The 15,124-nt window shown below is 43.1% G+C and carries 17 protein-coding genes; 2 read left to right on the plus strand and 15 right to left on the minus strand.

Annotated features, from left to right (window positions below; genetic code table 11):
• Positions 1-7: 7 nt before the first annotated feature.
• The 12 genes from traN to BLV62_RS19860 form a co-directional block, all read right to left on the minus strand.
• The gene (gene traN, locus BLV62_RS19800) at positions 8-910 is read right to left on the minus strand and encodes a conjugative transposon protein TraN (protein ID WP_026773208.1); all 903 of its coding nucleotides are present in this window, start codon (positions 908-910) and stop codon (positions 8-10) included.
• 26 nt (positions 911-936) lie between these two features.
• Complete coding sequence (traM, locus tag BLV62_RS19805) at positions 937-2,265, minus strand: conjugative transposon protein TraM (RefSeq protein ID WP_026773209.1); 1,329 nt, start codon at positions 2,263-2,265, stop codon at positions 937-939.
• A complete protein-coding gene (locus BLV62_RS19810; RefSeq protein ID WP_026773210.1) occupies positions 2,255-2,539 on the minus strand; it encodes a nitrogen regulatory IIA protein in 285 nt (94 codons plus the stop codon). The genes traM and BLV62_RS19810 overlap by 11 nt, the downstream gene beginning before the upstream one ends.
• Before the next feature lie 19 nt (positions 2,540-2,558).
• Positions 2,559-2,987 (minus strand): hypothetical protein, encoded by a 429-nt coding sequence (locus BLV62_RS19815; protein ID WP_026773211.1) that lies wholly within the window; start codon positions 2,985-2,987, stop codon positions 2,559-2,561.
• Between the two features lie 10 nt (positions 2,988-2,997).
• A complete protein-coding gene (gene traK, locus BLV62_RS19820; protein WP_026769730.1) occupies positions 2,998-3,621 on the minus strand; it encodes a conjugative transposon protein TraK in 624 nt (207 codons plus the stop codon).
• Between the two features lie 15 nt (positions 3,622-3,636).
• Positions 3,637-4,632: a conjugative transposon protein TraJ gene (gene traJ / locus BLV62_RS19825; RefSeq protein ID WP_089763701.1), complete on the minus strand. Its 996-nt coding sequence runs from the start codon at positions 4,630-4,632 to the stop codon at positions 3,637-3,639.
• A 3-nt stretch (positions 4,633-4,635) separates the two neighbouring features.
• A complete protein-coding gene (locus tag BLV62_RS19830; protein WP_026773213.1) occupies positions 4,636-5,268 on the minus strand; it encodes a DUF4141 domain-containing protein in 633 nt (210 codons plus the stop codon).
• A gap of 64 nt (positions 5,269-5,332) precedes the next feature.
• Positions 5,333-5,548 carry a hypothetical protein gene (locus BLV62_RS19835; RefSeq protein WP_026773214.1) on the minus strand — a complete coding sequence of 72 codons (216 nt, stop codon included), beginning with the start codon at positions 5,546-5,548 and terminating at the stop codon, positions 5,333-5,335.
• 20 nt (positions 5,549-5,568) lie between these two features.
• A complete protein-coding gene (locus BLV62_RS19840) occupies positions 5,569-8,076 on the minus strand; it encodes a TraG family conjugative transposon ATPase (protein WP_026769726.1) in 2,508 nt (835 codons plus the stop codon).
• 198 nt (positions 8,077-8,274) lie between these two features.
• A complete protein-coding gene (locus BLV62_RS19850) occupies positions 8,275-10,089 on the minus strand; it encodes a reverse transcriptase domain-containing protein (RefSeq protein ID WP_089763727.1) in 1,815 nt (604 codons plus the stop codon).
• A 555-nt stretch (positions 10,090-10,644) separates the two neighbouring features.
• Complete coding sequence (locus BLV62_RS19855) at positions 10,645-10,896, minus strand: DUF4133 domain-containing protein (RefSeq protein WP_211117782.1); 252 nt, start codon at positions 10,894-10,896, stop codon at positions 10,645-10,647.
• Positions 10,897-10,906: 10 nt separating this feature from the next.
• Positions 10,907-11,212 carry a DUF4134 domain-containing protein gene (locus BLV62_RS19860; protein WP_026769724.1) on the minus strand — a complete coding sequence of 102 codons (306 nt, stop codon included), beginning with the start codon at positions 11,210-11,212 and terminating at the stop codon, positions 10,907-10,909.
• Positions 11,213-11,445: 233 nt separating this feature from the next.
• Here BLV62_RS19860 and BLV62_RS19865 point away from each other — a divergent pair, with 233 nt between their 5' ends.
• Positions 11,446-12,249 carry a phospholipase D-like domain-containing protein gene (locus BLV62_RS19865; RefSeq protein ID WP_026769723.1) on the plus strand — a complete coding sequence of 268 codons (804 nt, stop codon included), beginning with the start codon at positions 11,446-11,448 and terminating at the stop codon, positions 12,247-12,249.
• Positions 12,250-12,282: 33 nt separating this feature from the next.
• Complete coding sequence (locus BLV62_RS19870; RefSeq protein ID WP_026773216.1) at positions 12,283-13,083, plus strand: TIGR02391 family protein; 801 nt, start codon at positions 12,283-12,285, stop codon at positions 13,081-13,083.
• 17 nt (positions 13,084-13,100) lie between these two features.
• On the opposite strand, the gene BLV62_RS19875 is transcribed toward BLV62_RS19870, so the two are convergent.
• From BLV62_RS19875 to BLV62_RS19885, 3 genes are read right to left on the minus strand one after another with little or no spacing between them, the layout of a single operon-like run.
• Positions 13,101-13,739, minus strand: a complete 639-nt coding sequence (locus BLV62_RS19875) for a hypothetical protein (RefSeq protein WP_026773217.1) — start codon at positions 13,737-13,739, stop codon at positions 13,101-13,103.
• A gap of 2 nt (positions 13,740-13,741) precedes the next feature.
• A complete protein-coding gene (locus BLV62_RS19880) occupies positions 13,742-14,155 on the minus strand; it encodes a DUF3408 domain-containing protein (protein ID WP_026773218.1) in 414 nt (137 codons plus the stop codon).
• 5 nt (positions 14,156-14,160) lie between these two features.
• Entirely contained in the window at positions 14,161-14,928 is a 768-nt protein-coding gene (locus BLV62_RS19885; protein WP_026773219.1) for a ParA family protein, read from the minus strand.
• Between the last annotated feature and the right edge of the window lie 196 nt (positions 14,929-15,124).

Consider the following 15,124-nt stretch of genomic DNA (forward strand, 5'->3'; position numbering starts at 1 on the left):
GTTTTGGTTAATTAATCTTTAGGTGCATGGCGTTTACCAGCTTTGCGTGTACGAGGTCGAAATTTTCTACCTGCAAAGTCTGTTGTCTGCCGCCGTTCTTTTCAAAGATTTCAATGACCAACACATTATCATCGGTAATGGTAAACTGGTCGAGCAGGAATACATTTTGTTCAGTAGTATTGCCAGCAATTTCCGTCAGTGGCTTATACATACGCAGTGGTGTCATGGGCTTTTCCTGCACTACGGTACGCTTTGCCACTTTCTTATCCACGACTTTGAAACTCACAAAGTCAATGTTAAACGGTACATTGCTTGAATTGCGCAGTTCCGTATGGAAATAGAATTTGCCGTTATGGACATAGATACCTTTCAATAAGAACTGAATACCGTAGCTTTTAGAAGCGATGTGCTTTACAATCCTTTTATCTTTTTTGTAAATGGTTTCCATAAGCAACCCGGCCAGCGATGGCGAGTTGCTCCCCAATTCCTCAAACAACACATCGTTTCCGTTTTCCCTGTCTGATGCTTTCTGCATGGTCAGTAAATCGTAATTCAGCGTTGCAGGATATGGACTGTAATAAACATTGAAGTTGTAGAAACGCCCGTCATCGGTAATCACCGAAAAATTGGTTTCTTCCGTAAAATCCTTAACGGTGGCTTTTATACGCAACACGTTTTCGGCATCTTCTGCCTTGCCTGCGATAAGATACTCACTGCCCAAATCCACATAACGGATAGCTGCCGGAAATATCAGATGGGAGGTTTTATTGTACGTTACCTGCATTTCGTAAGGTTCTACCTTACCCATGCTTAATTTGCTTGTATTGGATGCAACCTGCTGTGCATTCGTAGTGGCATTAAAGGCTATCAAACAAACCATTGCCAAAAGACTTTTAAATATTGCTTTCATTTTTTTCTGATTTTTTGTGTTGAACATTAGTTTTTAGAAACGAGGAACAATTGATGACCGGCTTTAACGGTAACTTTCGGTGTTCTTACTTTTTTGGCGAAGTAACCCGATATGCCCTGCACCACGCCACGGAAAAGGTCGCCTGCCGCTTGCTGTCCTGCGGAGCGGGTCATCATAATGGACGTACCGGAGGTTTGGCTCATGTTAGAAGCGATTTCCGTTAAGGCATTTACTTCAGGCGAATAAGGCACATATAAGCCCTGTTGTCCGTCTAAATCGTACACGGTTATTTCCACAGGGATAATATTGCCCTCAAACTCAATAGACGTTATTTTCAATTGTAACCTACCGCCAGCAAACTTTGCGTTTGCGGTTAACACCGTTCCTGCCGGAATGGTACGGCTGGGTGTTTTTGCAGTTTCCATCAAACGCAGGCGCACACCGCTTTCATCCGTTACGGTCTGCGTTTCCTGCACTACTGCTTTGATGCTGTTTTTGGGCTGTACAACCTGCTCATTGGTTCCGGCAGTATAAAACCCCCTGTTGCGGGTTTCGTTCCAGCTTGCCAAAAATGCACTGTCCGTAGGTTCACGATACAAAGCAGATACGGCATTTTTCCTTGCTGGCGAGAACGCTACAAAATGTTCTTTTTGTGTAGCACCTTTTGCGGGAACAGTTGTATCAATCTTACCCGGTTGTGAGGTAGTATTGGATGGCAGATATTTTGCTGCCATCTGATAAGACTTCTCCATCAAAGCCATTTGGTCTTGCACGGTCGTTGTAGCGGGTACATCCTTTGCTGCCAATTTTTCTTTCAATTCATCCACCTGCCTGCGGAGTTCCTGCGTTTGATAGTCGTTGTTGTCGTAAAACGAGCCTAACGTACTTTGGGCATTTCGATAACTGTTTAAAGCCGGGTTGCCGTTTCGTTGCGTACCACCTCCGAAAGCAGATCCGTCTTCGTTGCCCTCATCCGGAGAAACTGCTTTCTTGTTGGTGGTACTGTCTTCGTTCCAATAGTCGGACAGGGACGTAAGCGCATTGCGCTTTTCCTGCTCTTTCTGTTCCAGCATTTCCTGCTCATAGGCTTTTTGCTTATCCGACTGCAATCCTGCATCGGTAGCTTGTGGCACGGCATCGTTCAAACCTATATCCTGAACTTTTTTCTTGTCGGAAGATGGTTTGAAGATTAGGTACATACAGCCAAGAAATACCACCGCCATAAGCACAAAAATGATTGGCTTCTTTAGCTTTTCGGCTTTGTTCTGCGCACCGTCTTTCGGTGCTTCCTTTTGGTTATTCGGGTCGTCATCTTCGACCAGAATACTCACTCTTTTGTTTTCATTATCTTTCATACAACTGATTTTTTAGAATTTTTGAAATACTGTCCTGCGGAGATACCGGGGACTTTTTTTGTTTGATAAGCGGGTTTTCGATATGCTCAATTTTCAGTTTGTTATCGCTTGCGCCAACATCATAGCACTCTTTCGCTATGACGATAACGGACAATAACAGATAGCCTGCAAAGAGCAATAGCGTGTAACGATGCTGTTTTTTTACAGGCAGCTCACGCCACTTGTCATCGAGCCTGTCAAACCACTTGCTGATTTTTGTTCTTAACTTTTTCATGCCTTAACTATTTTCCGTTTTAGTGCCTGAAACCCCTGCCTTTTGGAACAACCTGTTGTTTCGGTGCATCACTGACCAAAGCGATTGCCTCCCTTACTTTGGGCGCATTGACCACAGACAGGTTGGTGAGTTCCGATTGCTTTAATAAATGCCCGTACTGGTCTTTTCTTTTAACCTCCATTTTATTGAGGAAGAATTTTCCGTTCAGGTGTTTTACCCACATACTGCACTGCACATGGGGTTTGTCTTCGCCAGCCCATTGCAGGTAGCCCGTAACAAGCAGTACAGGCTTAGGTGTTCCCTCTGTACCATTACGGCAGTTTTCGAGATATTCACTTATGCTGTCTTTCAACTTTCCGGGATACGCACCCTGCGTATGGAAATAGCCGTTATATCCTTTGTCTGTAAGGATTTTGGCAAACGTGTTTAAATCTGATAATACTTCCATAGAATTGATTTTAGCGTTCGATGACCTCCATGTCTTTGTTTTCAAGCACGGCAAATTTTTCAATGTTGAAGCCCTGCGGGTTGTTGTCTGAACGGACGGAGTTCACGAGATAGCAGGAGGTTACAAGGCTGCGCTTGGTAACATTGCTCGAACGGATGATGAATTGTTTTGCGTAAGTACGCACTGCATAAGGATAGCTGTCGAAATTACAGACCACGCTGTCCACTTCGATGCGTTGCTGTACGTTGCCCGAAATAATCCGGTTGTAGTAACCCTTTTCCGAAAGGTCTTTGTAATAGTCAAAGGCACTTTTGTCGGCGAGGTTGAACGCCCGTTTCATATTGCTTTCGATGGCGTTCTTGTCCGGTGCGAGCGTAAAGAATAATTCATGGAAACGCCTTACGTGTTCACGGGCTTCTACTGGTCGGTTAATGCTTGCATCCTGTGATAAAGCGAGCATCAACGATTTACCGTTATCCAGTACATAAATCTTTTGCCGTTGTAACTCCGCAAAGCGGTAGGATTGCCAAACGGCATATCCTACCACGCTGATGCAGAGAATGGCAAAAACAATAGCGTACAGTCTTATCTGTCTAAAACTGTTTTCGATGTTTCTTAATGTTTTAAATTCCATTTTTAGATGATTAAATTATTTGTTCAATAACCTGCCGCCGATGTTGCCTACTGCGGCTCCTGTTCCCGCTCCGGCAAGGTTTCCTGTTTTCGCAGCCGTTGAGTTTACATTACGCATGAAGTTTCCAGTACCACCCGCCTGAATTACCCAGCCCGCTACCGTTGGAATAGTGAAATAGCCCACTATGCCAATCAGCATGAAAATGATATACACGGTATTGGAGGTATCGGGGATATAAGTGGGGTCTGCTAACATTGCAATGTCCCGTTCAAGTATGAGCGACTGTATTTTCGCCAGTATGGAACTGAACATATCGGATATGGGCAACCATAGGTACACACTGATATATCGGGTCAGCCATTGCGTAAGCGTGGACTGAAAACCGTCCCATACGCTTATCGCAAAGGCTATCGGCCCCAATATGGACAGCACGATGAGGAAGAACGTTCGTATCGTATCTATGACCAGTGCCGCCGCCTGAAAGAGTATTTCCAGCAGGTCGCGAAACCACTCCTTAATGGCTTTTTCCATTTTATAGGCTTGTCTGTCGAGATACATTCCCGTCATGGTTGCCAAATCGGAGGGCGACCAGCCCAATTCATCCAGCTTCTTATCAAATTCCTCATCGCTTACGAGGTAAGCGGTTTCGGGATTGCGAAGCATTGCCTCCCTTTCCAACTGGTCTTTCTGCTGCTGCAACTTGTTCAGGTCAAGCACCTGACCTTCGAGCATAGAGTGTGTGCCTTTTACCACGGGCGACATGACCGCATTGATAGTCCCCAAAACCATCGTGGGGAAAAACATAATGCAAAGCCCTATGGCGAACGGGCGGAGCAAAGGGAATACGTCTATCGGTTCCGCACGGCTCAACGCCTGCCAGACTTTGAGGGCAACGTAAAACAGTGCGCCCAATCCAGCGATGCCTTTTGCTATCGCAGCCATGTCCGCCGTTAAAGGCATCATTTCATCATACAGGCTGCGCAGCATTTCGTGAAGATTATTCCATTCCATAGCTTACCAATATTTTTGTTCTGCGGTTCCGTACAGTTCCAGCACCCGTTTGGTATTGTTCTGTTTCTTCGCCCTCAAAATGCTTACAGAAATATTTTTATTGGTATAGTAGCGTACAAGGCTGTGGTAGTCCTTAACCTCTTTGTACACCTTGTCTATTACGTCCATGCGCTCCTTATCATTTAAGGATAGCCCGGTGTTGGAAACAATCTGTTTCAGCTCTTTCAGCAACTCGGTGCTTTCGTTCAGGAGCGTGGAATAACCGTTGGCTATTGCTGTCAGTTCCTGCGGGGTGAAATTTGGGTCGTTCATCATTTTGCCGAAATTCTTCACATACATTTCGGACACATCGCCCACCAGCAAAACAGTTTGCTGTACCTTGCGGGCATCTTTAACCAGGTTGTTGACCGCTTTCAGTTTGTCGTAATACTCTTTGCCTTGGTCATACACCTTTTTCACCTCGTTGAAATTCTTAACCACGTTGCTCACAGTGGAGGACGTTTGCACGATTTCGTTTGCACTGTTGAGGATGCCGGAAATAAGGTTTCCGGGGTCAGTTACTACAAACTGCGCCTTAGCGGATGGTGCAGCGGCAAGCATAAATGCCGTACACACCAGTAACATTGCTTTTTTCATTGTTTCTGATTTTTAAAAATTAATAATTGCTTGATTTTCTCTTACCCATATTCAATGGGCTGTTTTACATTTTGCGCCCCATCTTCCTGATGGGTTCGGGCGTTCTTTTCTGTTGCAGGTCATTAAGCCGTGTAAAAAAATCCTGCAAACTTTGAGGCTGGGTTGCAGATACTTCCTTACATAGTTTTGCAAAATCCTGTTCTTCTTTGTTAGCAGGGTCGGCTTCAAATACCAAAGCCTTGTTGTTGCCAATGGGCAGTGTGATTTTTTCCTTTTCCACTTGTCTTGCTTTTAAAATGATTAGAAATTGTTTGCTTTTTCACGCCTTTGAAGTGCAATGCGCTTAATGGCTTGCTCCACATTGCCGCCCAGCTCATGAGCAAGCTGCATCACTTCCAGCTTTTCGGTTTCTTCGGTGGTGTATGCGAGGTATTCTTCGAGCGATACCTCTGTGGCATATACGGCGGAGTGCGTACCACCCAACCCAATCCAAACCTCTTTGTAAAGGCGACTTGGGTCATTGTTCATGTTGATAGAAAGTACCTGTCCTTTCTCTTTGTCCGTAAGCCCCAGCATCGCTTGGATGTCGTCAAACTTGTTCATGTACTTACGCTGGTCAAGCAAGATTTTACAGTCGGAGTTGTTGATGATACTTTCTTTCACAATGGGCGACTGGATGATGTCGTCCACTTCCTGCGTTACGACTATCGCCTCACCGAAGAATTTCCTCACGGTCTTGAACAAATACTTAATGTATTCCGCCATGCCTTCTTTCGCTATCGCCTTCCACGCTTCTTCAATCAGTATCAGCTTACGCACACCTTTTAGCCTGCGCATCTTGTTGATGAAAACCTCCATGATAATGATGGTGACAATGGGGAACAGTATCTTGTGGTCTTTTATCGCATCAATTTCAAACACGATGAAGCGTTTGGAAAGCAGGTCTAATTGCTTGTCGGAGTTCAGCAAGTAATCATATTCCCCGCCTTTGTAATAAGGTTCCAGCACGTTCAGGAAGTTGGCAAGGTCAAAGTCTTTTTCCCTTACCTGCTTTTCTTCGAGAACCTTGCGATAGTCGCCTTTTACATACTCATAAAAACCATTGAACGAGGGATAAGCATCATCCTGTTTGATGTGTTCGATGTAACCCGAAACAGCATTGGACAATGCTACTTCTTCAGAGCGTTTGGGCGGCTCATCGTCCCGTTTCCAAAGCGTGAGGATAAGCGTTTTGATACTTTCCCTTTTCTCAATATCAAATACGCCATCGTCCGTGTAGAAAGGGTTAAAAGCAATAGGGTTATCTTCCGTATAGGTAAAGTAAACACCGTCTTCGCCTCTGGTCTTTCCTTTAATCAGTTCACACAATCCCTGATACGAGTTACCTGTATCTACCAGCAGGACGTGTGCGCCCTGTTCATAATATTGACGTACCATGTGGTTAGTGAAAAAAGACTTACCCGAACCTGATGGCCCCAAAATGAATTTGTTGCGGTTCGTAATAATGCCTTTTTTCATGGGCAGGTCGGAAATATCCAAATGGATAGGTTTGCCCGTAAGCCTGTCTGCCATCTTGATACCAAAGGGTGATGGCGAACTTTGGTAATTGGTTTCTTCGGTGAAGAAGCACAAAGCAGGTTCTATGAACGTGTAAAAACTTTCTTCACTTGGAAAGTCGCCCGCATTGCCCGGCATAGCCGCCCAATACAGCGTGGCAACGTCCACCGTGTTGTGGCGTGGCTTGCATTCCATCAAAGCCAGTGCGCTACCTGTGTCGTTCTTTAGCTGTTTGAGTTCGTTCGGCTCGTCTGACCACGCCATGATGTTGAAGTGCGCACGGATAGAAGATAGACCGAAGCTGTGCGCTTCGTTCAGGTACTTTTCAATCCACTCTTTGTTGATTTGGTTAGCCCTGCTGTACCTTGCCAGCGAGTGCATATTGCGGGCAGATTTTTCAAACTTGCGCAGGTTCTCATCGCTGTTGTCTAAAAACAAATACTGGTTGTAAATGTGGTTGCAGGAAAGAAGCAAACCCACGGGAGCAGCAAAGGACAAAAGACAATCGCTTCTATCAGTAGATAGCTTTTCATACCTCGTGTTTGCCGATACCGTTCCGGGCAAATCGTCCGTGTCTGAAAGTGTATGCAGGCACAGCCTTTTGTTACCGATGCGTACATCCTCACTTCCCAAAGCGATGTCCTGCATGGGTGTTGCGGCTTCCCTTGACAGGGTAAAATATTGCTCTAACAAACCCTGCGTGTTGTCCGTACCGATGATGTCATCTTCTGTAAGGCGTTCCAGCTTCACAAACCCGCTATCGTTCATAATACGCTCAAACTGCGCCACCGCTTCCATGAACCTGCGAACGGTTTCTTTATCCCTTATTTCTTTCGGGATAAGCACACCTTTGCAAAGCGATGAGAAGTTGCTTTGCATACGCATCCGGTCTTTGGTGGTCTTGGTAAGGAACAGGTAACAGTAATGATTAAGAAAAGGACGTTCGTTGAAATGCTGCTGATAAGACTTCGCTAAAAAACTCAATCCATCCTGTGCAATATCAGGTGCGTAACTTTCTTTAATAAACCAATCCTGTTTGTGGATAATGGAGTAATCCGGCAAGGTCTTGATAGCCTTGTGCCATGCTGAATGGATAGCATCGTACTCCGGCGATGCTACCGTGAACAGTTCCGGCAAGTGAACCCGAAAGCAGGCAGTAATGTCCGCATCTTTACTGATGATGCAGTTCTGTTCCACCGACAATAAGGGAAACTTGCTTTCCAGCGTTGTGGCTTTTGCTGTGTTTCTCATAGGGCATCGGATTTACGGGTGAACTTTACATAGCGGTGTACAGCCTTGCGGCAGATGATATATTTCGGATGCCTTTTCTTTGCACCCAGGTAGGATAGAAACCCAGCGCCTTGCCATATTGCTATGGTAGGTTTCCGAGAATCCTCCTCCGAACCGTACGTACACCTCTCAGTGTATACGGCTCTCCATAATAATTTTTCAGTCTTGTGTTCCATTGTGAATTTTTCTATGGCATCCCACACACACCGCCAAAGTTTTCCTCTTTCTGCCAATCATCAGAACTTCCCAGCGTTCTTTACCTTTAAGGTCTTTGAGTCGTCTGATGTGGTGCATTTGAAGATTTTCTTCAGCTCCACACATTTCACATTTACAAGCTTTTAACCTATCGATTAGGCTTGTTCTCGTATTTGTGATGATGGATGTGTTTGGTATTTGATCAAAGACGTGAGATCGAGAAGGTTCTTTACGTTTGAAGCCTTGGTTATAGAATACTCGGTACTTCGTTTCCCCATTTTTATTGGTAAAGGGGATGGCGAAATCCTTGTTACGCATATACTGACTTAGTATTTTCGCTTTCGAAGTGTTATGCTTCGCCGCGAGTGTCTTATACATGCTGTACTCCATAATATAACTGAAGTCACTAATGATGTTGCTGTTATTGGCAATGCTGAAATAATTGTAGAAGCCTCTGATTTGAGCATTATAGGTTTCCAGTATTTCAAGGTCATCATGGTTACGCAAGTATGGTCTTCCTTTCGGTTGCCATATTTCTTTCCCATCGATGTATTTGAACCAAACTGCCTGATATTCAATCAGCTTTTTCCTGATAGTTTCCTGCGTAATGCTTAATACTATTCTGTTATTAAACAATCGGCTTGGTCTACCAGTAGCATCCCTTTTTGTCTGATTGGATTTACGTATATAAACTTCATATCCCAGAAATTTAGCTGGTTTGGTAGCGTGTGTAATGAGTGTTTTCTCATCAGATAGTTCGAGTTGGAGTTCATTAAACAGGAATTGCTTAATGTCTTCTTTAACTCGTTCACATTCTTTTTTGCTACCGATAACACCGAGGATAAAGTCATCGGCATACCTAACATACTTCAGTCGTTTAAACGTTTCGTCCATTTCATCCTGACTGGGGATGAGGATTCTACTTTTGTCTATCTTCTTGATTTCTCGAATGATAGCTTTCTTGGCATCATTATTTTCTTCCGTTTCCAGCTTCTTAGTGATGTACCTTTTTCTGCACTCCAGCTTTCTGTACTCTGGAGTTCTGCTTCTTTTCTCACCCTCATTAAATGATTGGATATATCTTTTTACGTATTTGTCTAACTTATCAAGGTATATGTTTGCCAGTATTGGGCTTACGATACCACCTTGCGGTGTTCCACTATACGTATTGTTGAATATCCATTTGTCAAGATAGCCCGCATTTAGAAGCTTTCTTATAAGCCTAATAAATCTGTCGTCGGAGATGCGTTCCTTCAATATGTTAATCATGACATCATGATTAATGTTATCAAAGAAGCCTTTTATATCTCCCTCAACAAACCATTTAACTCCAATGAATGATTTTTGAATATCGGATAGAGCTGTGTGGCAGCTTCGTTCCGACCTGAAACCATGAGAACTGTGTTCAAACTGTCCTTCGTAAATGGCTTCCAGTATCATCCTGATTACCTCCTGAACTAACTTGTCATCAAATGATGGGATGCCGAGCGGACGCATTTTCCCGTTCCTCTTAGGAATGTAAGTTCTCTTAGAGGGAAAGGGTTGATACGTTTCGTTCTTTAGCGAATCAACCAACTGATTTATGCGTTCTATACTCATATCATCAATGGTTTTACCATCAGCACCTTGTGTCATGTTTCCTTGTTTGGCGTATATTTTCTGATACGCTACGTAGAACATTTCACTGTTAAACAGAATCCTGTAGAGTCTTTCAAACTTGTAGTTTACATCTCTACTATGCCTTGACAGACTGTTTAATACTAATTGTGGATTTCTCATAATGTCTCTCACATTTTCCATTCTTTGTATTAAATAATTACTACTGCCTCCCTTCGCCATGTACAAGGCTTTCCCTTGCTCGGACTACTACGGAGGCTCCGTTGCCATGTCGGATATTCAGAGACTACTCTCATAGCCACGCCAGTGGCATTCCGATTTAGGCAATCCCCGTTTAGGTATGTATTAACCTGGCATGATAAACTGTCGGATACGACTTCCGTCTGTTACTACTTACTGTAGTTGCGCTGTGGTAGGTTTAAACCTCGTTCCCCATGAAGCACTGAGAACGTGTACCACAGAATGACGATTTATAATTACCTTACGTCATTGCTTGCCTGCTAACCGCTTAGACTATCGTTCAATTAATCAGAACTTTATCCTCGTGTTTATCCTTTTATCTCACCATTCAGTCGCAGTTTGGTAATTAACTGACTTATGACTTTTCCGACATGCTACACTCCCTGTCCGGTTTCCCTTTCAGATAAGTCGGCTGATAATAGACTTTATCTAAACCTTTGTCTAACAACTTGCCAAAGTTGTATTTAACACATACCCTTACGGGCGCACCTTCATCAATCCGTGTTCACCGTACTTACCGTTTAATGCGAATGTTTGCCACACAATGAGCGATGCACCGCCTGCACCGATGAACAGGCACAGGTATGAGTTTGCACCTGCCATGTACATAATCATCACGAGGATGAGTACACCGAGCAAGCCTCCTGCGAAAATGAACAGGTACTGTGCTTTCAAACCTTTGAACTCAACTGTCCTGCCGATACCTTTGTTAATGTTGTAATTACTCATGGGCATCGGTTTACAGGAAGAATGAACGAAGAATGGTAGCAGCTACAATCAAGAAGATACACGCACCGAACCAACTCGCTGCGGTCTTCGAGGTGTCCGGGTCGCCACTACTGAATTTGTTGTAAACTTTCACACCTCCGATTAACCCGACCACAGCCCCAATCGCATAAATTAATTTGGTTGCAGGGTCGAAATAAGACGTTACCATTTGCGTGGCTTCCTGAATACCAGCCGAGCCGTTCCCTTGTGCAAACACACCAAATGCCGACAGCAGCGCAATGCCTGTCAGCAATACTTTTTTGCTTTGTTTTTCCATAATTTGAATGAATTATTTTGTTACACTTTCCCGCCACTTGCGGGCTTTCGGGACAAAAGTGTCAGGAAAAACAAGGCACAATAACGATGTGTCTTTCAGTGGAATTACTTGGCAGTGAGTGGCGTTTTGAACGAACTACTACTACTGTCTAAATCATGTCACAGAATGGTTTATCTTCTCTATCAAATTAGTTTATGTTATTTTAGCAGTAATAATATTTACTCTAATTGAACATGAAACTTTCGGACTTAACAATAGAAAGCATAAAGGAATTTATATCAGGTGATAATCAACTAACGCCACGTTTGACAGGTGAAAAAATTTTGAAACTGTTTAATCATGTGGGGTTCAAAGACGTTTATAAATATGGTGACGGAGGGATGCCAAACAGCCTTAGCAGAAATGCGTATGTTTTAGAAAAACTATATGAAATAAATGGTCGAAAAGAGATGGTTCAACTGTTGCAGATAGTTTTCGACCCAAGACATTTCGCCCAAGATGCTTCAAAGGATATAAAGGTAGCGGTAGAACAAATTAACCCGCTCTTACAACAGGATGGCTATAGGCTTGAAGACTTCGAAGGAAAGTATAAAATTATTGGTGCGGACTTGCCGGAAAATATTGAAGTAGAAGTTCATTTTGAAGATATAGAGGCACAGATTGTTGAACAAATTCGAGCCGCGAGATTTTCAATTTGGGTAGCGGTTGCATGGTTTACAAACAAGACATTAATGAGAGAGTTATATAATCGAAAGCAAGAAGGGATTAACGTCCGTGTTGTTGTTTTGGATGATGAGATTAATACAAAGTACGGTTTTGAGTATGAGAAGTTTTTTGAAACGAAAAGAGTTCCTAAAAGTGGGCAGTATGAGAATATAATGCACCATAAGTTTTGTGTAATTGATTTAAAGACAGTTATTCATGGGTCATATAATTGGACATCAAAAGCAAACTGGAACAGAGAAACAGCAAGTGTTGAAAATAGCCGTGAGTTAGCAGAGAAATATGCTTCCGAATTTATCAGTCTTATTAAATAGTAGTTTCCAATAAAATTAAAAGAGAAAATAGTAATGACAAGTATTAAACGCCCAATGTTTGAAGCGCACGTATTGGAAGGATTATGTAGAACTATTGGAGATACTTCAGATGGTTTGACAGGTGCGGAGATAGGGCAAATCCTTTTAAACGCTAACATCCCAGATATTGACCCTCAAAACACAAAATGGAGAAGATTATATTCAGCATTTGCAGATTGGCAGAATAAACACCAATGCTCAAACCATATATTAAAATTTATTCAAGATGCTTTGCAACCAGTGAGGTATATCGGAAAAGAAGAAACTTTTCATAGCCGCAGGTTAGAAGTCAATAAACGTTTAGCTTTTATAGGCACGGAACTTACAGAGCAAGGCAAATTTAGATTGGTCGAAAAAGCCACAACAATTGCAGAAGCTGAACAACGTGCCAGTCGTTTAAAACATAAGTTGGAAAACAGAAATGTTCATGCTACAATATTTGAATATTGTAAGGCAGAATTATTGGTTGAAAACTACTTTCATTCAGTTTTTGAGGCTACTAAAAGTATTGCAGACCGATTAAGGGCAATGACCGGGCTTTATGCAGATGGCAATGCTTTAGCAGAAACTTCATTTTCTACCAGTAACCCATTGGTTAAAATTAATCACTTAAAAACAGATACGGACAGAAGCGAGCATTTAGGATTATGTAACCTAATTAAAGGAATGTTCGGCTTAATCAGAAATTCAACGGCGCATGAGCCTAAAATCAAATTTGAAATTACCGAAGACGAGGCTTTGGATGTTTTGAACACCATATCCTACATTCATAAAAGGCTTGATAAAGCTATATAAAACAAAAGGGAGTTTGCTTACACAAACTCCCCAATGTCGAAACCCTCTACACTACTTTTCCGCTCATCGGAAGAACCGAAATCCGTTCCGGCAGGGAGGCTTCTATCCAACAACTCCGCAATCTTTCGTGAAGCCCCTGCTATGGAGTTTTCGAGCAGACTAAACAATTCGGTTCCCTGCATTCGCTGAACTATATCGACCGCTTTTTGTTGAGAGGCAGCTTCCAGTACATCCTGCTGAAGCAATGCCCCCACGGTTGTCAGTTCCTCGTAGGTAACCCCTGTGGCAAACCCATTGTCGCTGTTCGGCATTCCCTGTTCTTCCCATTCCTCGTCCTCATTCTCAAAATCGGAAACAGGTGCACTCCCAAAAACATCATCCAATTCCTCCGGCGGAATTTCCCTCGCAAAACCTGTTTCGTGGGTTTCTGTTTCAAAATTATCAGGTATATCTTCCTGTTTTTCTTTTTGGCGTTGAGTGGCGGCAGTTGGCACTCTGTGGCGTTCTGTGGGCTTTGGCTTGCCCATTATTTCCGGCAAATCCCGATTGGTCACAGGTTGCTGTTGTTTGTTTTTCACCACTTTTTTAATGATGATTTTGTCTTTTGCCAGCAGCACAATAACAATGAGCAGACAGATAACAATTACAATTTCCATGACTATAAAATAGGTTTATACTTTTCGTTAAAACTTTTGGTAATGTCTTCGCCAAATTCCTGAAAATGGTATTCCAGCAGGTTATCGAGATAGGCGTATATCGTTATCTTATCCTCACCGATGACCTGCACGATACGGGTCAGCTTTTCGTGAAAATCGGGACGTATGTACACCGACTTCCCATAGCGGGCATTGGTTTCCGCTCTTTTGAAAAACTGTTTTTCATAGTCCGCTTCGCTGGCTTTTTTAGAACGGCTCCTTTCCCTGCTCACGGGCTTGTCCGGCTCTTTCTCCGGTTCCTGTTTTTGGGGCGGTTCAGGCGTTACATTCAAACCCTCTTTTTTTACACCATCGGCGATAATGTTCATCAAAAATTCTTCGTCTATCTCCGGCTGGTTTTTCTTTTTATTTTCCATAGGGCTTACAATTTCACAGTTCTTAAAAACTCATCCATAAACAAGTCCAGTCGGCAGGCGTTCATCAATCGTTCATCGGCAGGCAGCAAGGTGGAACGGAAGACCGTTTTTGCATCGGCTTCGCCCTCTTTGCGAAAACGCTTACTATCCGTGATACGGGTACGCATAAGGTGAATACCTAAGCTGTTGATTAAGTCCTCATAAACGCTGTACAATGCGGTTCTTTCCCTTCCGTCCACTTGGTTCCAAAACAGATTAATGCTTTGAATAGAAGTTGCGCCCTGCTTTCTTACCACATCGTTAAGGACTTGTGTAAAAATCAATGTGCTTTCCATCACTACACGGTCGGCTATGATTGGTGTAAAGATGTGGTGCATCCCAGCCAGCGTTTTCAATATCCCTGCGGAATTAACCGTACCGGGCAGGTCGAAGAAAACCACGTCCACAGCAACGGTAGTCGATTGCAGGAATTGCTCTACTTTATCCAGTACACCGTCTGCCCGATGCTGCATAACGGGATAGGCTTTTTTGTTGATACTTGTAAACTGCTTATGAGCCAGTTTTTTGTACACCTCATTACCCATAATGCTGCTCATATCTCTTGCCCTCATTTGCATAAGGCTGTGCTGCGGAAAGTCGCAGTCGAAGACGGCAACATTATAGCCCAGCCGATAATGAAGAAGACTTGCTACCAGCGTGGTAAAAGTGCTTTTTCCTACACCTCCTTTTTGAGAGGAAAAGGCGATAAACAATGGTTGTTTCTTTGTGTCCATGTGCATAACTGTTTTTAATTATCTACTTATCTATTTATACATCGCTATACCTGTATAGCTGTTTATTCATTTATGTGCAATGGTGCAAAAGCACATTCGCACATTGTTATTTGCAGGTTGTTGTATGCGGATATTTTTAACTGTATTGAGATAAATGCAACTGCACTTTTTTATTTGTGTATCTGCATGATTGCTT

The sequence above is a fragment of the Chitinophaga terrae (ex Kim and Jung 2007) genome, from assembly GCF_900107795.1.
GTDB lineage: Bacteria > Bacteroidota > Bacteroidia > Chitinophagales > Chitinophagaceae > Chitinophaga > Chitinophaga terrae.